The organism is Corynebacterium coyleae, assembly GCF_030408635.1.
Lineage (GTDB): Bacteria > Actinomycetota > Actinomycetes > Mycobacteriales > Mycobacteriaceae > Corynebacterium > Corynebacterium coyleae.
In genome coordinates, this window is the sequence record NZ_CP047198.1 from 2,122,291 (window position 1) to 2,142,783 (window position 20,493).

Consider the following 20,493-nt stretch of genomic DNA (forward strand, 5'->3'; position numbering starts at 1 on the left):
CCACTACGTACAGACCAAACTCGACTGCCATGCAGCGATGCCGACCAATCGACTGCACCGTACTTCCCAGATGTCGTGAAGCGGATTACGTGAACGGCTACTTTTCGCGGCATTCACGTAATCCGCCGCCCGACATCCTTGTCGGCGGTGTGGGCAGGCACCCCCTCGCCCCTCTCCTCTTCCGCAAAAGTCGTTACCGGGAAGTCGTAATTGCCAATTCGAGGGGCTGCGGGCGTTTTGTTGGAGTGCATTTGAGGGACTTTGTCTTGTTTTATGCACTTAGTGCTTGTCGGTGTTCGGCGATGGTGGTGTAGCCGTCGCCGAGTGTCGACTTCAGTCGTTTGTGGATGTAGAAGTCGATGTAGGACTCAAGGTAGTCGCGCATCATGCCGCAGTTGGTGCTGCTGTTTCTGGTGTACTTCGATGCCACGCGCGCGTGGGGGCTGAACCTGGATGCGCGCGTTGCGGCGGTGATTGTGTTCACGCTGTGGGGCACGGCTGAGCTGGGTGATCTGGTGCGCGCCGCCATCGAGTCGGTGCCGCGTCACCAGTACCTCTCGGCAGCGGCGCTGGGCATTGAGGGGCATGCGCTTTATCGTCACGTTGTGTTGCCGCAGGCGCTGCGCGGGTTGATCCCCGCGACGATCAACCTGACCAACCGCATGATCATGACCACCTCGCTCGTCGCGCTGATCGGCGTGGTGGAGGTGCTCAAGGTGGCGCAGCAAATCATCGACGCCAACCGTTTCGAATACCCGTCCGCCGCCCTGTGGATCTACGGCGTGGTGTTCCTGCTGTATTTTCTCGTCTGTTTTCCCATCTCGCTCGCCGCGCGCAAGCTGGAAGAAAGGTGGAGCTAGATGTCGCTCATCTCGCTCAAGCAAGTTTCCAAGACATACCCCAACGGGCACAAGGCGCTTAACGACGTCTCCGTGGCCGTCAGCCCCGGCGAAGTCCTCGCTATCATCGGCCCGTCTGGCTGCGGCAAGTCCACGCTGCTGCGCACGGTCAACGGGTTGGAACCGGTGGATTCCGGCCAGATTCTGGTCGACGGCCGAGACGTCACGTCGAGTGCCACCAAACTCAAGGACGTCCGCTCCGACGTTGGCATGGTGTTCCAGTCCTACGACCTGTTCCCGCACCTGACCGTGATGGAGAACCTGCTGCTCGCACCGAAGGTGGTCAAGGGCGCGGACAAGGACGAGGCCCGCTCGCGGGCGGTTGCGCTGCTCGAACGCGTGGGGCTCGCCGCCAAGGCTGACGCTCGCCCGCGCGAACTTTCCGGCGGTCAGAAGCAGCGCGTGGCCATCGTGCGTGCGCTGATGATGCAGCCGAAGGCATTGCTTCTCGACGAAATCACCGCCTCCCTCGACCCCGAAATCGTCCGCGAAGTCCTCGACGTGGTGGTTGGCCTCGCCCGGGACGGCATGACCATGATCGTGGTCACCCACGAAATGGCGTTCGCCCGGGCCGTCGCCGACCGCATCGCGTTCATGGACGCCGGCCGCATCGTGGAGATCGCCCCACCCGAGGAGTTCTTCGCCGCCCCGAAGTCAGAGCGCGCAGCGCTTCCTGGACCAGTTGGTGTTTTAGGGGGTTGCGGGCTGGGTCATAAACTGTTTGATGCCTCGAATCGGTAGCAAGAGATGTAACGGTTGCTCCGGCATCTCCTGAAATTCTGCGTACTGCATGTAGAACCGTTTCGCGTCTTCATCCAACGCGTGTACAACCACTGCCGCGGCTCCAATTTCTCCAGCCACAGTAAAGCACCGCGCTAGAGCGTCTCTCAGCAGCGCTTTCCCAACTCCTTTCCCCTGCGCATTCACGTCTACCGCCAACCGCGCGAGAATTAACACTGGAATCGGATCGGGACGCCCCTTGGCAAACGCTTCTGGCGCGGCTCCAGCAACCATCCCACCCGTACAGACCGCATAGTACCCAGCGACGCGGTCATTCCACTTGGAAACGTAAACAACACAGTTGTGTGCCCGTTGATTCTGCATGGCGTAGCGGCGAAACCACACATCGAGCGACACCTCCCCACAATGAAAACTCGAGCGATCATCCGCCTTAACAAGTTTCCGAGGCGGCTGAAGCACACCGTCAGTCGCCAAATTGAAACTCCTTGCCAAATGGAGTCTCCTCAGCGAAAAGTTTGCCAAGCTTAGAGAAGTCGGCCGGCTGGTCGAGAAGTTCCTCAACACGAGAGAAACCTTCTTCCCCCAACACAAAAAGCCGCTGATCAGCAAGCACCATCAATGCACGCTCCACGGCACTGTCGAGCACAAACTGTGACACCGAAGTGTTTGTCACCTCAGCGGCCCTGCGGAAAAACTCCTCTTGGTGTGCGGATGTACGCAAGTTCAAGCGCCGGTCTTTGACTGCCATTTCAAACTCCTTAAAACGATGTACTCACAATGTACTCACGATCGAGGTCGATAGCAAGAGTGTTTAGAAAGGAGGAAATGGTAGCGGTGTGGTGAGTATCCGGTAGCGCTGTTTGCGACCGTGGTTTGCGCCGTCGGTCTTCGGCGCGTCGGAGATTGTCAGGAAATTCGTGCATGAGGTGGGTTGCGTCAATCACGAGACAACGGGCGCAGCCGCTCTCATTCACGAGGCTTTTCTCCCTCGCGGTGGAATCCTCTCCGGCAGCTGCTCCTGAGCGACTGACCCGAATAGCACTTCCAGAGTTTTACCTGTCGTGAGCTTCCGCTGTTGATACGCGTTGAGCACTGCACTGCGATACAGAGGAGGAACTACATCCAGTTCTTTAACCATCGGGATTGCAAAACCAGCGTTTTGAAACTCATGACTGTCGGGTTTGCGTTCCATCTCAAACGCATAGGTTGCGCTGGTGATAACACCGAGGTTTGCAAGATGCCCAAGCGTGGCGCTCCAACTCACACCGCACTGAGAAGAAACCGCCATCGCGAGCGCTCTACTGTCTGCGTGTTTGGCCTCCATCCGTTCTACAAAGGAACGCGACATCAGCAGATGCGCAGCGAACGAATTCATAGCGCGTTCGACAGCTCCGTGTCCGCAACCAGTTTCAAAAGACGTGCGATACACCCAGTGCCCAAGCTCGTGTGCAAGCGTAAACCTGGACCGGAGAAGCCCAGCACACTTATCCACCAGGGCAATACCAAACTCATCACCTGGTTTGCGTTCAATCTCAGTTACCGCCCCTTCAAACGGAGAACCAAGGAAGGACTGGGCAAACACAAGTAAACCGACGCGCTCACAGAACGCAGAGAGATCCCTAATCGGCTCATCGCCTGCGTCTGTCCAGTCCCGCACCTCTGCCGCTCGGCGCGCGATGACGTCATGGTCCTCGTCCAACCGAAAACCCTCGTGTACTGCGGGTGCGATAATGCCTTCGCTTACCAGTTGTTCGACGTGTACCGACAACCGTTCAAGCGCAAGATCGAATGCCGGAGAGACGCCTCTCTCTGGTGCCGGCTTCCGGCTAGCAACGAGTTGTGGCCGTTCCTCCAGGAACCATCCAATTGGCAGTCCTGTCGATTCCGCGACCACTGCGATATCGAGCGACCGAGGTAAATCATCACCGGATTCAATCGCGACTAGCCGCGCGGGCGAGATCGGCGATCCCTTAGTTGTCTCGGCGATGCTAAGTTCTGCAAGTTCTCGCACCAACGCCATACGTTGCGCGATCTTCCTCGCCTGCTTAACAGCATCAGTCATGCGAAAATTCTGCCACATCCTGAGATGCCGGGTTCTCGGTCCTCACCACAGTGCCGCTAAGCCAGCGGCCTAAACAGGGGAGGATCTAACTCCATTGACAAGGCCGGTATCTCGCGTAAGATCGTCCGCATAACTCCCCCGTCCTCTTCGGAGGCGGGTTTTCTTTTGCCAAAACTCCTACTTAAAAGCAAGCTGTTGCGAACGGACTTTCATTGGCGAAGAGCATCGGGATCGTTTCGACCTTCGGGCACCACTACCAACGCCATGGACGTTGCACTAAAACGAAAACGGGCGTTGCCCTGAACTTCGATGTTCAGGGCAACGCCCGTTTTCGACTATCTGCGAGATCCGTGCCGGTTACGCCGCTACCCTACGACGCCCCACAAGCGCACCCGCAGCGATCAGTGCACCACCAAGCAGGATCGGCAGCTGGAGACCAGCTCCACCGGTCTTCGGCAGGTCGCCCTGGCGGACGTTGGCGACTTCTAGATACGCCGTCTGCTTGTCGGAGACGACGCTCCACACACCCTGGGTCGAAATATCGGAGACCCATTTGCCGTCCGATTCGTACTCAACCGCGACTCCTTGGTCCTGAACGGTCCCGCGGAACCGGACTGGTGCAGTGAGCAACGAGTACACAACGCCATCATCTTGTGTCGGTGCCTTCACCTCGACCAGGTCGTACTCCTTGCCTGGCTCAAGCACCGCGTCAAGGGTGTACGTGCCGCGTTCGGTACCTGGTTCGAGGTTCCACGTCTGGGGGTCCTTGCCTTCGGCTGCGGCAACCTCGCGGACTTCGAACTTCGCATCCGATAGTGTGTTGCTGCGGTTGTCCAGATCAACTTTCTTCACCTGGAGACCGAACTTCGGCTGGTCAGTCTTAGTGTTCGCGACGACGCAGAAAACCGTTGCAACGTCGTCACCACTGGTGTTCACCGGAACTCTGAAGCCCGTCGCGCCCGCGTTCTGAACTTCCAGAGAGGACTCCTCACCGTTGAGATACTGCGTACACACAGCATTCTTCTTATCGTTCTTCTCACCACGCTGATATAGCTTGTAGCCATCTTGCTGGTACTCAGTAATCGTTGCCGTAGCCGGCTTGTCGGTGACCAGGTTCCAGGAAGCCTGCGGTTTGTCCGCACCTTCCTCTTTGGCGGTTTTCTTGGAATCCGCATAGACCAAGTCATTATTGCCCGCATCGATAATCGAACTGTTCGCCATCACCGAAAACTCCCAGTCCTTCGCACCGTCGGTGAGCACCTTGCCGTTGGCGTCGACGATCTGCTTTTGGACGATAATCCGCCCCTTGCAAAGTTGATTAATCTCGTTCGCGATTTTTTCAAGCTGACCGGCAAGCTGAGAATACTCGTTGATGTGAACCGTGCTACCCGTTCCGGAGATATCCTCACCCATTTCCTTTACGGTGCGGGTGCCGTACGTCCAGAGATGCTCTTGGTCGGTAACCTTCTTCCTTTTCGTGTTAACAATGTCCATCAGCCCATCGCTGCCTTTTTTCGTGTTGATAGCGGTTTCAGCGTTAACAATTAGATCCCACGAATTTGTACCGTTGCCTTTCGCATAGGCGGCACTCTCCCATCCCTCGTAGGCGGCATACTCCCCCTCGAGATCAATGAGGTAATCGCCGTTTCTTCCGCCCTTTTCATAAGCCCGGGTGCTTAGCAAGTCTTTGAGGATATAATCCTGCGTAACGGTGTTGTTGTTCCCGAGCGTGAGATCCACCATGACCGGCACGATCCTCGTGCCCTCCCGCTTCAATTCATTAGCTGCAAGGATCGCCCGGTTCAAAGAAGTAGCCTGCACGAATGCACCAGCGTTAGGAAGCAAAGCCTTGTTGGGGTCCCGGTCATAGTTTTGCCAACCATCGTTATCGTATGTCGGCATACCGTCTGTGATGAAGTACACGATGTCGTAACCAGACCCCTGCACCTGCTTCAAACCAGCCTCCCAGTTTGTCGCATTACCGGCGTTTTCCTTCTTCCACTCGTTGATTGCGCTGGTGATTTTGGGGTTTACTTCCCCGTTAACTGCTACATCTACTGGTTTTTTCCCTGTGGTTCCTTTAGTACCGGCCTTGGTCGCAAAGTTATAGATACCAACTTGGGTTCCTGGCGCATCCTTCAACGCATTGACCATTGCCGTAGCCGCGTCACGACTTCCCTCGAAACCGTCGACGTTGCCAACCGCATTCTGCAATGAGAGCGAGAGGTCAGCCACGATTGCGATCTTCAAACCGCATTTCTTCACCATTTCCGGGTTCGGAATTTGGTCGTTCATCCAATCCGATCCGTCAGGGTTGGTAGGTGGGAGGTCAGGGACTGGTTTCTCGGTAAGGGACGTACCGTGAATCGTCGCCACGACATCGACGCTCTGCGGGTCGTCGCTGAACTTGGAGGTCATGGTGAACTTTGCACCACTCGGCACCTCGACGGAATCGACCCGTTTCCCATTCTGTACTGGGTAGACCTCGTACTCGACGTAGTCCCCCGAAATACTCTTCACTACACGTTCAAAAGACGTCCCTGGCTCAGTCTTATCCAAATTGAAAGTGTAGCCCTCGATCGCGAAAATACTGTTCGGTGCACTGATACGGACAACTGCCTTAGAGAACGTCGATTTCCCATCGACGGTCGTGGTGGATTCGTAAGGGTTCTCGCCGGTGGTTTTCGCTGGGCTCAAACGAATTCCACCCTGTCCTTCCATAACGAATCGCTTCGTCTCATCGTCGATAGACGGAGTCTCATCCTCCGTCGGGGAGGTCTCCGTCGGGGATGTCTCCGGCGGAGTGGGTTCCGTCGGAATCCTGAAGGAACCGTAGACCTCAACTACGTAGCGACTCCGGAGTGTATCGAGGTTGCGGTCCCATCCGTCAACCCCATCAACACCGATTTTCAGACTGTCTTGACCCGAATGGATGATCCACTCCTCGGGGACCGGCGAGTCTCCAGTTTCCGGATTGAAGAAAACTGCCTCGAAGCCTTTAATTCGATTCCGGCTGTCCCTTACTTGCGTGGGGCTTTTGAAATAGTGCTCCCCGTCGACACCATCGTTTTTGAGGACGACTGCCTCATCGTCAGCCTTACGACTGTTTTCCTCGGTGTTGCGAACCACAATGCGCGTGATTCTGATGTCCGGACCGACTTGATTCTCCAACTGACCGGTTGGACGAACTTCGAAGTAAGGGTCCGTGCCAATGTTGTTAAAGCGCTGCTTTTCCGTGCCAACAATCTCGGAGTTGAGCTGCACTTCCTCGGACCAGACGGTCTCAGCCGCAGCACGTGCCATCCCAACGCCCTCCGGCCTCACCGTGGCGGCAGCCTGGTCGGTGCGGCCGTAACCAGTTTCCGAAAGTTCGCGCGCGGTCGGGACTTCCTCCGGCTCAGCGATCGTGTAGTTGCCAGCTTTGGTGGTCTCGACCTCGATCTCCAGCTTCATCGGCGGGATGGACCAGAACGCGTCTTCGTCGATACCGATGACGTCGAAACCCTCGCCGTTAACATAGCCGAAGTACTGGGAGTCCAGCTCCTTGCCGTCAGCGGTGACGCTCACGATGCGGGTGATGTCGCCCTCGCCGGTGCGCTTCACACCCCAGATGTACTCGTCGGAGGCCTTACGCCCGGAGTCCCATGGGTTGTCGTCGGTGTCGCGAATGGTGATGTGGTCGATGTTTCCGGAACGCTCGACCGTCACTGAATTCGGCTCAACCACAACCGGTTTCGTCGTAGATGAAGATGCCGAGGATGCAGTCGAAGCAGTCGTCGACTCCTTCGTCTCTGGCACCGTAGTACCAGCCGCGGTGCTCGTAGTTGTAGAAGCAACCGGTTCCTGCGCGTCGACTGGGTAGGAGCCGAGGCCGGCGGCGAGCGCCAACGAGGCGACCACGGCAGCGACTCCACGAACGGAGCGACGGGTGCGCGAGCTCGCAGTGGCTGCAGGCTTCATAATGTTTCGCATAATCCTTGTTCCTAAATCCGCTTATCTACCGTGTTTACGATTCGTTTTTGCTTCGCCGGGCCAGCACGAACCCGATGAGGATGAGCAGTCCGCCGAGCCCCGCGGCCCACAGCACGTTCGCGCCTGTGGAGGCCAGGTCGCCGCCGCGGGTGTTATCTGCTGGTTTGGTCACTGTGGTCACGGAGCTGGTTCGCGTGGTCACCACAGTGGTGGAGCCATCGGGTCGGGTGGTGGTCAATGTGGTCTTGACCGGAGTGGTCACCGTGGTCACGGTGCTGCCCGAAGGTGTCGTTGTCCGCGTGGTGCTCCCTGGCGTGGTCGGCGTTGTCGATGTCGCGGGTGTCGACGACCCCGGCGTCGGGGTTGGCGTCGGCGACGGCGACGGGGACAGACCCGGGTCGGTGTCCCACTTGGTCACGATGATGTTGTCGTAGGTGAAGTGCTCACCCGACACGTCGCCAAGCGGCAAGATGATCAGCTGCGGGCTGGAGAGGTGGTACTCGTGGTCGTCGTCAGGCGCCTGCTCCTCGAGCAGGTACAGGCCCGGCTTCAGGTAGCTAAACTGCACGCGGCCCTTCGCATCAGTGGTCGCCCTATCGGCGTCCTCCAGTCCACGCTTCCGAACATCCTCCATCGTGAGGTTCTTGGCGCCCTCGCGGCCTTCCTCCGTGGTCACGTCGATGCCCTTCACGCGGGAAAGCACGAAGATGGAGCCTTCGATGGCTGGTGGTTTCGCGCCGGCGGGGATGTCGTCGTTAGGGTTCGGCTCGTTCTTCTTCACCACCAGGAAGATCGGCTTGGTGGCGTCCACGCTGTTGGCGGGGATGTTTTTGTCGTTGCCGGAGACCACGCGGGCATCAGCAAGCGGCATGAGTGCGCCGGTGGCCAGGATGGACGCCGCGCCAAGAATCGCGACAATCTTCGAAGCTCGCATTAGGACTGAACCTCCTTGTTCATAGCGTCCTTGCGGTCGCTCTTCTTCTTTTCGCGGATGATCCACCAGATCAGGGCCAGCAGCACCAGCAGGGAGACGCCGCCGAGGGCCCACATCCACCACTGGAAGGTGGACGTGGATTCGTCGAGAATCTGCGCTTCGTCCGGATCCATCGGCACGCGCTCGGCGTGGACCAGCAGGCGGTGCGTGTTGATGCCGTACGGGGTGCACGTGATCAGCGTGAGCAGGTCACGGCCGGGCTCGGCGCGCAAGCTGTCGGTCTCGTCCGGGAGCACGACCTCGATGTCGTAGACCTTGTACTTCATGCGCTCACCGAACGTGGAGACGTAGATGGCGTCGCCGACTTCGACGTCGGCGAGGTCGTCGAAAAGCGTTGCAGTCGTGAGCCCCGTGTGGCCGGTGATCACGGAGTGCAGGCCCTCGCCACCGGTCGGCAGTGCGGAGCCGTACAGGTGGCCGAGCCCCTTTTGCAGGGTGTTTTCGCTGGTGCCGTGGAAGACGGGCAGGCGGACGTCGATAGACGGGATCGCAATTTGCGACATCGCCGACACCCCCGCCAACTGCGCCTCATACGCCTTGTACTCAGCGTTGTCTTCACTGATGCGCGCAAGCCACGGGTCCAGAATCGGACCGTCGGTATGCGCGCGGTTGTACGCGACCGCCGCCTCGTACGCGCGGTTGACCTGCTCTGGCGGTGCCGCCTCGAGTTGGTCTTCGTACATCTTCGCCACCTGCTCCTGCACACGGTTGTTCCACTGGGTGGAGATCACCGGGTACATCAGCACCGTCAGGCCAACGAGGATGATGAGGACAGGCAGCGCGACACGCTGGAAGAACGACTTCTGCGCCGGATGCTTCCGGTGCTTCGCCTTCACTGCTGTGGTCACGTTGTTGTCCTCTCTGGGGCCATCGCTTATCGACGACAACCCTTTCCTTCAAAACTGGAGCAGGAATTTAACGCCCTCCTGCTGGCGGGCGTGCGCCCCGGTTTCGGTTCCGGGTCTCGGGGCGCCCCCCGGGCTAGCGCTCGTTGATGAGCACTAGCCCTGGAGTCCGCTTATGCGATTGCGCTTATGCGTGCTTATGCGGACTGGGAGTTACGACGTGCCGCGTAGACACCGCCGCCGATGATCGCAAGACCAGCCAAGACCATCACGAGCACGCCCATGCCACCGGTGGCCGGGAGGAACTTCTTCGTAGACGGCTTGTTGTTGACCTCAGCGTGGATGAGCGGCGAAGCGACCTTCTGCTCGTTGGTCACACGGTCAGCCAGCTTGAATTCGATCGGGAATGCCTGCGGGATACGCTCGTAGCCCTCAGGAGCCTTGGTCTCAAGCAAGCAGTAGCCGTTCTGGACGTCCGCAGGGTTGTAGCCATCGCGGATCTGGCCGCCGTCTGCCGGCTGGCCGTTCACAATCTGCTGATCGACCTTATCGGTGATGTGGAGACCATCGATGGTGAGCTGGCCCTTCTCGTTGGTGGTCCACTTGGCAACATCACCAATCTTGATCTTGTTTTCATCCTTGATCGGGTTGCACTTACCGGTCTTAAGATCGCGGGTGTAGAGCTCGAACTCGGCACCCTCCAGCGGTTGATCCTTCTTGCCGTCGCCGTACTTCAGGAGCTGCAGCTTCGCCAGGAAGGTGACGACCTCAGGAGTATCTCCCGGTGGCGGCGGGACGTCGCCAGGCTTGCGCGTCGACTTCGAGTCACCCGTCTGGGACGGCACATCGGCAGTGTTTCGAATCTCGCCGTCGCCGTTGTCACCGATCGGGCTAAACTCCGCCTCCCAGTTGGTGACAACCTTCGCACCACGGTAGTTAGCGTCGAGCCACTTCAAGCCCTCTTCGTTGAACTGGACGGTCCGGCGAGCGTTGTAGTGCGCGTCGCGGTCATCGCCGAAGGTCCAATCTTCCTGATCGGTAAGGGTGTAGTACTTCGTATCAACTGTCTCGAGGGAGCCGTCAGCCTTCTCAATCTGGACCGGGTTGGTCTCGCTCAGACGCAGGTTAGTCAGCTCGTTCTTGTTGTAGTAGTCCACCACGTGGAAGCTGTTGAGCTGAACATCCTTGTCAGAGGTAGCACCAGGGATGTTGCCCTTGATCTGGTACTTGACGGTGTCGCCGACGTTAACGTTCTCGTCTTCAAGCTTCTTTGTCACCACGGTGTTGGTGTTCTTCGGGTAAGCGTGAACGTTGTAGTTCCACTCTGCGGTGTTCTTCGGGTTCGTCATCGGGACGAAGACCACAAACGGGTCCGACTTGTGCAGGTTCAGACGAGGCTCACCGTTGACGTTTGCCTTCGGGGAATCCAGCTCAGTCACGCGGTATGCGGCGACCTTAACGTTTGGCACCTGGACAGAGCCATTTGCACCCGTCGTAACATCCGTCGAAAGGCCACCCTGCTTCAGCGGTGCTGACGCAGGCTTCTTCGCAGCCTCGACAGCCGCGAAGAAGCCCTTGTTCGTCGTGATATCAAAGTCGAGCTCCTCAACCTTGAACTTCACGTCGGCCACTTTCTCGCCGCCGGTGTACTTCTCAGCGTCCGGAGTGCCTTCCGTAATCTCATTACCGGTCGGTGCACCGGTCTTCGAAACGTTCAGAATCTTGTGGATCGTAAGCGAGCGTGCAGCTTTCGGATCGATGGTCGACGGGTCTGCACCCTGACCAATAGCGGAGTTCTGTTCAACGCCATCCTGAGCCAGCGCGTCCTGCGCGGCGATGCCGGCGGAACCGGCGAAGGTCAGGCCTGCGGCGATTGCGATCGCAGCGGTCTTCTTCATGGCAATTGCCATAGTGGTGGTCCTTTCGGAGAAATGTTTGTCGCTGGGCCCTTTTCGGTCAGCGAGAGAAGTACTTCAACACGGTGACACGGTGTGCCTGCCGTGCGATTCTTCTGGGCCCAGCCTGGGCGCCACCGTAAAATTTATCTGGTTGCACAACTTAAGTAAAGCGCAAATATGGGCCGTTTCCCCTCGTTAAGGATGGTTTCAGGCAAGTTTCCAAACCTTTGCGTTAGCTGCGAAAAGCGAGCTGGCCTTACAGACAAATGACACCGAAAAACGGGTGTTCGACGTCACATATAAGGGGGGCGGAGATGTTCGGCACACTTTTTGCGTGAGTTTTTCAAGGGATTTCTTAGCAACCGCGCTAACCGCGTCAAACACTCCCCACCAGCACGTTTACCCCGCTATACAAACGCATGAAAAAGACCCTCTGCGCCGGAATCCCGGGGCAGAGGGTCGTCGCTAAGCAGGGGCTTTAGTCGCCGATCTGGTCGCGGCCGCGCTTAACGATCAACGGGTCGGGCTCGCCAACCACGTCGTGGTCCTTGTTCGTGTACTCAAACTTGGACAGAATGTAGCGCATCGCGTTGAGGCGGGCACGCTTCTTGTCGTTGGACTTGATGGTGATCCAGGGGGACTCATCAGTATCCGTGTAGCGGAACTGCTCCTCCTTCGCACGGGTGTAGTCCTCCCACTTATCCAGCGACGCCAAGTCCATCGGCGACAGCTTCCACTGACGCACCGGGTCCACCTGGCGGATAGCAAAGCGGGTGCGCTGCTCCTTCTGGGTCACGGAGAACCAGAACTTGGTCAGCGAAATGCCGGAGCCGAGGATCATGTTCTCCAGCATCGGCACCTCACGCAGGAACTCGGCGTGCTGCGACTCGGTGCAGAAACCCATCACACGCTCAACGCCGGAGCGGTTGTACCAGGAACGGTCGAAGAACACGATCTCGCCCGCAGCCGGGAAGTGCTCGATGTAGCGCTGGAAGTACCACGACGTGCTCTCGCGTGGCGACGGCTTCTCCAACGCAACGGTACGAGCACCACGGGGGTTGAGGTGCTCGTTAAAGCGCTTGATGGTGCCACCCTTACCGGCGGCGTCGCGGCCCTCGAAAATAATGATGTGGCGCTGACCAGTATCCTTCGTCCAGTTCTGCCACTTCAGCAGCTCAATCTGGAGCGCGCGCTTCTCATGCTCATACTCATCGCGGGAGAGACGCTCATCGTACGGGTAATTCTCGCGCCACGTCTGAATCGCAGTGCCGTCCGGCATCAGCAGCACCGGATCGTCTTCATCGGTGTCGTCCACAACCCAGCCTTCGGTCTGGGCGAGGTCGATCATCGGCAGTTCGTCATCCTTGTGGTCAGCCATACCACTCATTCTATTCCGCTTTGCCTCGCTGCGCTGGGAAAGCCCCCCACTTACAGAAAAATGCCCCGTCGCACGTAGCGACGAGGCACCTCAGAAGTCGGTCTTATGCAACCAGACCAACGAGGTCGGCGAGAGCGCCTGCGAGGACGCCGAAGTTGCCAAGCAGCTCAACGAGAGCGCCCGGGATACGGGTGACCTCGGTAGCGGTGCCGTTCTCAACGCCGAGACCGGTGCCGGAGGAAAGTGCAACCCAGTTGTACAGTGCTTCCATGATGTTTTTCTCCTAGTTAAGAGGTGTGCTTACTTAGCGTCTGCAGCCGGCTTCTTCGGGTTGACCTTCTCGCCGGTCGCCTTCTCAGCGAACGTCAGCAGAGACTCCGGGGTCTTGGTGAAGATCTTCTCGATCGCGGTTGCGAACGTCTTGAAGTCCTTGAGCGCCTTCTGGATGACCTTGAGATCTACAGGCATTACATGCTCCTAAAAGTTAGGTGCCAGTCTGTGTCTGGCTTTACTGACAGGTACTGACACCCATCGGGCGTCAGGGAGTTATTTTGCCATAGGTAACGATTACGTCAAGGGAAACTGCAGAATTGTTTTCAATGCTGACAGATATTTTTCAACACCTCACGTTTACCAAAACGTAACCATATTTCAGCTCTATCTCCTACCTGCCCAAATTCAATAAAAGAAGTAAACGTCATATGAATTCGATGACGACTGTATAGACCATTCAGCACCGAAAATCGCGACGGAAACGCCACAAACCGGAAGTGGATGTGGGGAACTACACCTATTCAGGGGGTCGTCGACAAGCAAATGCGCAAAAGAAAAACGCGCCCCGAAGGACGCGTCTCTCAACAAGCGGGCGTTACATCATGCCCATAGCCTCCGGGTCCATGCCCGGGTTCGCACCAGCCGGCTCCGGCTTATCAGCCACAACCGCCTCAGTGGTCAAGAACAGCGCAGCGATGGACGCAGCGTTCTGCAGCGCAGAACGGGTCACCTTCGCCGGATCCGCAATACCGTTAGCCAGCATGTCGACGTACTCGCCGGTCGCAGCGTTCAGACCCTCGCCATCCGGGAGGTTGGCAACCTTGTCAGCCACCACGCCCGGCTCCAGGCCAGCGTTCAGCGCGATCTGCTTCAGCGGAGCGGACAGGGCCTCGCGGACGATCTTCACGCCCGTAGCCTCGTCGCCCTCAAGGCCGAGGTCGCCCTCGAGCTCGTTGGCAGCCTGCAGCAGAGCCACGCCGCCACCAGCGACGATGCCCTCCTCCACAGCAGCCTTAGCGTTACGCACAGCATCCTCAATGCGCAGCTTCTGCTCCTTGAGCTCCACCTCAGTAGCAGCGCCAACCTTGATCACCGCAACACCGCCGGCCAGCTTGGCCAGACGCTCCTGCAGCTTCTCGCGGTCGTAATCGGAGTCGGAGTTCTCGATCTCAGCGCGGATCTGCTTCACGCGGCCGTCGATCTGCTCCTGCTGACCAGCACCCTGCACGATCGTGGTCTCATCCTTGGTCACCACAACCTTGCGGGCCTGACCCAGCAGCTCAACGCCAGCAGTCTCCAGGGACAGGCCAACCTCTTCGGAGATGACCTGGCCGCCGGTCAGGATCGCCAGATCCTGCAGCATTGCCTTGCGACGATCGCCGAAGCCCGGAGCCTTCACAGCCACAGACTTGAAGGTGCCGCGGATCTTGTTCACAACCAGGGTGGACAGGGCTTCGCCCTCAACGTCCTCAGCGATGATCAGCAGCGGCTTGCCGGACTGCATAACCTGCTCCAGCACCGGCACAAGCTCCTTGACGTTGGAGATCTTGCCGGACACCAGCAGGATGTACGGGTCCTCGAGCACGGCCTCGCCGCGCTCCATGTCGGTGGCGAAGTAAGCGGAGATGAAGCCCTTGTCAAAGCGCATACCTTCCGTAACCTCGAGGTCCACACCAAACGTGTTGGACTCCTCGACCGTGATCACGGACTCCTTGTTCACCGCACCGTTGCCGACGGCGTACATCGCCTCAGCAATCTTCTTGCCGATCTCCGGGTCGGAAGCCGAAATACCAGCGGTGGAAGCGATCTCCTCCTGGGTCTCAACTTCCTTCGCCTGATCCAGCAGGTACTTGGACACCTTGTCGGTGGCAGCCTGGATGCCACGCTTGATGCCCATCGGGTTGGAACCAGCCGCAACGTTGCGCAGGCCCTCGCGCACGAGCGCCTGGGCGAGAACGGTAGCGGTGGTGGTGCCGTCACCGGCGACGTCGTCGGTCTTCTTGGCGACTTCCTTGACCAGTTCCGCACCGATCTTCTCGTACGGATCCTCGAGGTCAATCTCGCGAGCGATGCTCACGCCGTCGTTGGTAATCATCGGAGCGCCCCAAGACTTCTCCAACACCACGTTGCGGCCCTTCGGGCCCAACGTGACCTTCACAGCATCAGCCAGGGTGTTCAGACCGGTCTCGAGGCCGCGACGTGCTTCCTCATCAAATGCAATCATCTTTGCCATGTGAGTGTGTCACTCCTTATATATAGGCGTACGTGGACGATCACTCAGTTCGTCGGTGCAAGCAGGCGCCCGCGACGGCACGGCTGACGAGTGGTCTCAGCCTCACCCGCTCTTCTTCGTTTATTTGGCACTCGGTTGAGATGAGTGCCAGCCACATTTTTAGCACTCTCGGGGGTTGAGTGCAAGAGACGCAGGGGCTGGCTCGGTTGCTGCTAGCGTAGTGCCATGACTGACGCACAGAACAGCACAAGCAACAGCACAGCAACCTACGCACCACAGCGCGACCGGATCTTCGCGGATCTGTCCAAGTTGGTGTCCTTTAACTCCCCGCACTCCACCCCGGCCCTGAAGGACGAGCACGAGGCAGCGTGTGTGTGGACGGTCGAGGCGCTCAAGGACCTCGGCTTTGAAGTCACCCGCTACCCGACGGTGGACGACGCGGACACGATCGTCGCTACGAAGCCCGCGAAGAACGGCATGCCGACGGTGCTGCTGTACTCGCACTACGACGTCGTCCCGGCGAACGATCCAGAGGCTTGGACGAACAACCCGTTCGAACTCACCGAGCGTGACGGCCGCTGGTACGGGCGCGGCGCCGCGGACTGCAAGGGCAACCTGGCCATGCACCTGGAGGCACTGCGCCTCGTCGAGGAAAACGGCGGCACGGACCTGGGGCTGAAGGTTGTCGTCGAGGGCTCCGAGGAGCTCGGTGGGGATGACGGTCTGGGTAAGTTGATCGTCGACAAGCCTGAGGTGTTTGAGGCGGACGCGATCCTGATCGCAGACTCCGGCAACGTCGCTGTCGGTGTGCCGACGCTGACCACTTCCCTGCGCGGCGGCGCCCAGATCAACGTGACGGTGGAAACGCTCAAGGGCGCGATCCACTCCGGCGGTTTCGGCGGCGCGGCTCCGGATGCGGCGCACGCACTGATGGTCATTGCAACATCGCTTTTCGACGAGCACGGCCGCACCACCATCGACGGCGTGGACACCACCGCGAAGTGGGACGGCGACCCGTACGATCCGGAAACCTTCCGCGGCGACGCGACCGTCCTGGACGGCGTAGAGCTGCTGGGCACCGCAGACGATAACCCGGCTGACCTGGTGTGGGCGCGCCCGGCCGTGACCATGATCGGCTTTACCTCCACCCCGGTTGCAGAGGCGATGAACGCGGTGAACCCGCGCGCGGAAGCACAGTTCAACCTGCGCGTCCCGGCTGGCCAGGATTCCGCCAAGGTGGCGGAGAAGATGGTGGAGCACATCAAGGCCCACACCCCGTGGGGCGCCAAGGTGGACGTACAGGTCAGTGGCGTGAATCAGCCGTTTTCTACGGATGTGGAAGCGGAGGCCGTCGCAAAGCTTGGGCAGTGCCTGAAGGACGCATACGGCGCAGACGAGCTGGCTGTCGTAGGCACCGGCGGCTCGATCCCACTGACCATCACCCTGCAGGAGCAGTTCCCCAACGCGGAGATCGCACTGTACGGCGTGGAGGAGCCGCTGTGTGGCATTCACGGTGTTGACGAGTCCGTCGACCCGACCGAGATCGAACATGTGGCCATCGCCGAGGCGATGTTCCTGCAGCAATACGGGAAGTAAGAAAAATTCGCTACAGTGGCAAAAAGACGGCCGCGCCACTGGTGTTGACGCGTTGTATCTTGTTGCCGCGATGAGCAAGTTATTTCTGTGTGAACTGGAAAGCCCCTGAGGTTAGGCGCGCCAACGGTACGACCGACCTCAAAGGAGGGCTGCCAGAAACGTGCTCACGTTACTTCTTGCGCTCACGGCTGCCAGCGCCATCGCCCCGGTGCTGCTGCGCAGCATCGGCCGCTCGGCGTTCGCCCTACTGGCGTTGGTGCCGCTCGGCGGCTTCCTGTGGGTGGTCAAACTCTTCGCCGACGGGGTGTTCCGCGACGGCGGGGAGATCGTTTCCACGTTCACGTGGATGCCATCGACCAACCTCAACTTAGAGTTTCGCCTCGATGCCCTCGCAGCGCTCTTTAGCCTGATCATCCTGGGTGTCGGGGCGCTTGTGTTGTTCTACTGCTGGGGCTACTTCGACTCGAACCCGCGCAGGTTAGCCAAGTTCGGGTTTGAGCTCAGCGCCTTCGCCATGGCCATGTACGGCTTGGTCATCTCGGACAACTTCCTGCTCATGTACGTGTTCTGGGAGTTGACCTCGATCCTGTCGTACATGCTGGTGTCGTATTACGGGGAGCGGGCGACCTCCAGACGCGCAGCCATGCAGGCGCTGATGGTCACCACGATGGGTGGCCTGGCCATGCTGGTGGGCATCAACCTCCTAGGCTTCAACGCCGGCATCTGGCGTCTGTCCGAGGTGTCCCAGATCGCCGACATCGAGGGCACCCCGGCGATCTCCGCGGCAATCGTGCTGATCATGTTGGGTGCGCTGACCAAGTCCGCCCAGGCCCCGTGGCACTTCTGGTTGCCCGGCGCGATGGCGGCGCCGACGCCGGTGTCGGCGTATCTGCACTCGGCGGCGATGGTCAAGGCGGGTATCTATCTCGTCGCTAGGCTTGCGCCCGACATGTCGGCGGTGACCACGTGGCACCTGCTGGTGCTGTCTACGGGTGGGTTCACCATGCTGCTGGGTGGCTGGATGGCGCTGAAGCAGCGCGACCTGAAGCTGGTGCTGGCGTACGGCACGGTGAGCCAGCTGGGCTTCATCATCACGGTGATCGGCGTGGGTTCGCGTGAGGCCGCGATGGCGGGGCTTGCGATCACGTTCGCGCACTCGCTGTTTAAGGCCGCGCTGTTCATGATTGTGGGCACGATCGACCACGCCACCGGCACGCGCGACATCCACGAACTGTCGGGGCTGGGCAAGAAGCAGCCGTTGTTGGCGGGGTTGGCCATTGTGTCGGCTGCGTCGATGGCTGGCATCCCGCCGCTGTTCGGGTTTGTGGCCAAGGAAGCCGCGCTGGAGATGATCCTGCACGAGGAGTTGCTCACCGGTATGCCGGGCAGGATCACGCTGGTAGTGATGGTCGCTGGTTCCATCCTGACCATGGCGTACTCGCTCTACTTCCTGCACGGTGCCTTTGCGACGAAACCAGAGCACGACCGCAAGCCTTCCGAAGCCGTGCGCGACATGCACCGGGTGGGCCCCACACTGTGGCTCTCCCCCGCCATCCTGACCGCCGGCACGATCGTGTTTGGCCTGGTGCCGGCGCTGCTGTCGGACCCGATCAACAACCACCTCGACGCGCGCTTCCCCGACGTGGAAGGCGAAACGCTCGCGCTGTGGCACGGCATCAACGTGCCGCTGATCCTGTCTGCGGTAATCATCACTGCGGGCGCGATCATGTTCTGGCAGCGCGACCTGGTGGCAAAGGCCCAGTTTGAACAGCCCGCGCTGGGTAACGCCAACGCCGTCTACGACACCATCCTGAGCAAGCTGCACCACTGGTCGATGCGCCTGACCGCGTCCACCCAGCGTGGTTCGTTGGCGATCAACCTGGGTGTCATCTTTGCCACGCTGATGGTTGTGCCGTTGGCTGCGCTGATCCTGGGGGCGTCGAACAACATCCGCATGATCGTGTGGGAAAACGTCTGGCAAGGCCTGATCGTGATCATCATGGCGGGCATGGCGTTCTTTGCCACCCTGCAGCGCAACCGCCTGTCTGCCGTGGTCATGGTCGGCATGACCGGCTACTGCCTGGCCATGATCTTCGCGCTGCACGGCGCACCGGACTTGGCGCTGACGCAGGCGCTGGTGGAGACCATTGTGATGGTTATCTTCATGCTGGTGCTGCGCAAGATGCCCACAGAGGTCGAGCCGCGTCACGACGACAACCGTCTCCGCGCCTGGCTCTCCATCGGCACCGGCGTATCAGTGGTGGTCGTGGCCATGACGGCGATGTCCGCACGCGTGGCCGAGCCGATCTCCACAACCATGCCGGAGCTGGCGTACGAAATCGGTCACGGCCGCAACACCGTCAACGTGCTGCTGGTGGACCTGCGTGCCGCCGATACGCTCGGTGAGATCACCGTGCTGGTCATCGCCGCAGTGGGTGTGGCCAGCCTGATCTTCGGCACCGGCAAGTTTGAAACCCAGTCACGCCGCCCGACCCTGCAGACCACAAAGGCCCGCTGGTTGGCCTCCGGCGTGAACGACGAAACCGCACAGAACCGCTCCCTGATGGTGGAGGTTGCCACCCGCATCCTGTTCCCATCGATGATGCTGCTGTCGGCGTACTTCTTCTTCTCCGGCCACAACGCCCCAGGCGGCGGGTTCGCAGGCGGCCTTGTCGCCGCACTCGCGCTCACGCTGCGCTACCTGGCGGGCGGCCGCAAGGAGATTGAAGCAACCCTGCCGGTGCACCCAAGCAAGGTGCTCGCCGCTGGCCTGCTGATGTCCGCCACCGCGGCGGTCGTGCCCATGTTCTTCGGCAACCCGCCACTGACCTCTGGGTACGCCACGTTCAGTCTGCCGCTCATCGGCGAGTTCGACGTCCCATCCGCCCTGCTTTTCGACGCCGGCGTCTACGCCATCGTCGTCGGCCTCATCATGCACGTACTGGCCTCCATGGGCGCCCACATCGACCTCGAAGAAGAGTCCCGTAAGCAGCGCGCCCGCGACCGCGCCATCGAACTGCAAGAGAAGAACCGCAAGCGCCGCGAACAGCAAAAGCGTGATCGCCTGCAGCGGTTTGATGAGCGGGCGGCGGTGTCGTCGGCAGGGTCGTCGTCGATTAGCAAGAGCTCGGAGAAGTAAATGGAAGCGAACCTGTTCTTACTCATCGGCTCGGGCGTACTCATCGCGTGCGGTGTGTACCTCATGCTGGACAAAGCAATGACGCGCATGATCATGGGCGTGCTGCTCATCGGCAACGGCGCGAACTTGCTGTTGCTGCAATCCGGCGGCCGGGCGGGCTCCCCGCCGATCATCGGACGCGACTCCGAAGCCGTCGCCGACTCCGCCGACCCGCTGGCGCAGGCGATGATCCTGACCGCCATTGTCATCTCGATGGCCATGGTCGGATTCATGCTTGCGCTCGCATACCGCCAGTACCGCTACCGCACCGACGACGTGGTCGAACGCGACGAGGAGGACCGCGCCATTGCGGTGCGCCCCTCCACGCCGACGGGCGACCGCGACGAAGAGGAAGCGGCCGGCAAGGCTGCTGCGTCCGCATCGTTCGAAGAGCCAGTAAAGGGGGCGGAGCGTGAGAAATAGT

Annotated in this window: 16 protein-coding genes; 5 read left to right on the plus strand and 11 right to left on the minus strand. The window is 59.8% G+C overall.

What is annotated here, in order from left to right; genetic code table 11:
* The first annotated feature begins 386 nt into the window (after positions 1-386).
* Together CCOY_RS10375 and CCOY_RS10380 are read left to right on the plus strand one after the other, a co-directional pair.
* Positions 387-860: an ABC transporter permease subunit gene (locus CCOY_RS10375; RefSeq protein WP_244268638.1), complete on the plus strand. Its 474-nt coding sequence runs from the start codon at positions 387-389 to the stop codon at positions 858-860.
* Positions 861-1,640: an amino acid ABC transporter ATP-binding protein gene (locus tag CCOY_RS10380; protein ID WP_092100682.1), complete on the plus strand. Its 780-nt coding sequence runs from the start codon at positions 861-863 to the stop codon at positions 1,638-1,640.
* On the opposite strand, the gene CCOY_RS10385 is transcribed toward CCOY_RS10380, so the two are convergent.
* The 11 genes from CCOY_RS10385 to groL form a co-directional block, all read right to left on the minus strand.
* Positions 1,590-2,114 (minus strand): GNAT family N-acetyltransferase, encoded by a 525-nt coding sequence (locus tag CCOY_RS10385; RefSeq protein ID WP_092100684.1) that lies wholly within the window; start codon positions 2,112-2,114, stop codon positions 1,590-1,592. The two genes, CCOY_RS10380 and CCOY_RS10385, sit on opposite strands and share 51 nt — an antisense overlap.
* A complete protein-coding gene (locus CCOY_RS10390) occupies positions 2,104-2,388 on the minus strand; it encodes a type II toxin-antitoxin system TacA family antitoxin (protein WP_070422461.1) in 285 nt (94 codons plus the stop codon). The genes CCOY_RS10385 and CCOY_RS10390 overlap by 11 nt, the downstream gene beginning before the upstream one ends.
* Positions 2,389-2,610: 222 nt before the next feature.
* On the minus strand, positions 2,611-3,702 hold the full coding sequence (locus CCOY_RS10395) for an ImmA/IrrE family metallo-endopeptidase (protein WP_167594466.1): 1,092 nt from the start codon (positions 3,700-3,702) through the stop codon (positions 2,611-2,613).
* A gap of 357 nt (positions 3,703-4,059) precedes the next feature.
* Entirely contained in the window at positions 4,060-7,674 is a 3,615-nt protein-coding gene (locus CCOY_RS10400; protein ID WP_092100688.1) for an LPXTG cell wall anchor domain-containing protein, read from the minus strand.
* A 34-nt stretch (positions 7,675-7,708) separates the two neighbouring features.
* Positions 7,709-8,608, minus strand: coding sequence for a prealbumin-like fold domain-containing protein (locus CCOY_RS10405; protein WP_092100690.1), 900 nt, complete (start codon positions 8,606-8,608; stop codon positions 7,709-7,711).
* Entirely contained in the window at positions 8,608-9,516 is a 909-nt protein-coding gene (locus CCOY_RS10410) for a class C sortase (RefSeq protein WP_143028426.1), read from the minus strand. The genes CCOY_RS10405 and CCOY_RS10410 overlap by 1 nt, the downstream gene beginning before the upstream one ends.
* A 194-nt stretch (positions 9,517-9,710) precedes the next feature.
* A complete protein-coding gene (locus tag CCOY_RS10415) occupies positions 9,711-11,423 on the minus strand; it encodes a SpaH/EbpB family LPXTG-anchored major pilin (protein ID WP_092100692.1) in 1,713 nt (570 codons plus the stop codon).
* 466 nt (positions 11,424-11,889) lie between these two features.
* Positions 11,890-12,789, minus strand: a complete 900-nt coding sequence (gene ppk2 / locus CCOY_RS10420; RefSeq protein WP_070422455.1) for a polyphosphate kinase 2 — start codon at positions 12,787-12,789, stop codon at positions 11,890-11,892.
* A gap of 103 nt (positions 12,790-12,892) precedes the next feature.
* A complete protein-coding gene (locus CCOY_RS10425) occupies positions 12,893-13,060 on the minus strand; it encodes a hypothetical protein (RefSeq protein WP_167594467.1) in 168 nt (55 codons plus the stop codon).
* Positions 13,061-13,089: 29 nt separating this feature from the next.
* Positions 13,090-13,257, minus strand: a complete 168-nt coding sequence (locus CCOY_RS10430; RefSeq protein ID WP_167594468.1) for a hypothetical protein — start codon at positions 13,255-13,257, stop codon at positions 13,090-13,092.
* Positions 13,258-13,657: 400 nt separating this feature from the next.
* The gene (groL, locus tag CCOY_RS10435) at positions 13,658-15,295 is read right to left on the minus strand and encodes a chaperonin GroEL (RefSeq protein ID WP_070422454.1); all 1,638 of its coding nucleotides are present in this window, start codon (positions 15,293-15,295) and stop codon (positions 13,658-13,660) included.
* A gap of 225 nt (positions 15,296-15,520) precedes the next feature.
* Here groL and CCOY_RS10440 point away from each other — a divergent pair, with 225 nt between their 5' ends.
* From CCOY_RS10440 to CCOY_RS10450, 3 genes are all read left to right on the plus strand, one after another.
* Positions 15,521-16,891 (plus strand): dipeptidase, encoded by a 1,371-nt coding sequence (locus CCOY_RS10440; RefSeq protein WP_070820609.1) that lies wholly within the window; start codon positions 15,521-15,523, stop codon positions 16,889-16,891.
* A 160-nt stretch (positions 16,892-17,051) separates the two neighbouring features.
* The gene (locus tag CCOY_RS10445) at positions 17,052-20,030 is read left to right on the plus strand and encodes a Na+/H+ antiporter subunit A (RefSeq protein WP_092100694.1); all 2,979 of its coding nucleotides are present in this window, start codon (positions 17,052-17,054) and stop codon (positions 20,028-20,030) included.
* Entirely contained in the window at positions 20,031-20,492 is a 462-nt protein-coding gene (locus CCOY_RS10450; RefSeq protein WP_092100697.1) for a Na(+)/H(+) antiporter subunit C, read from the plus strand. It begins immediately after the preceding gene.
* Position 20,493 lies beyond the last annotated feature (1 nt).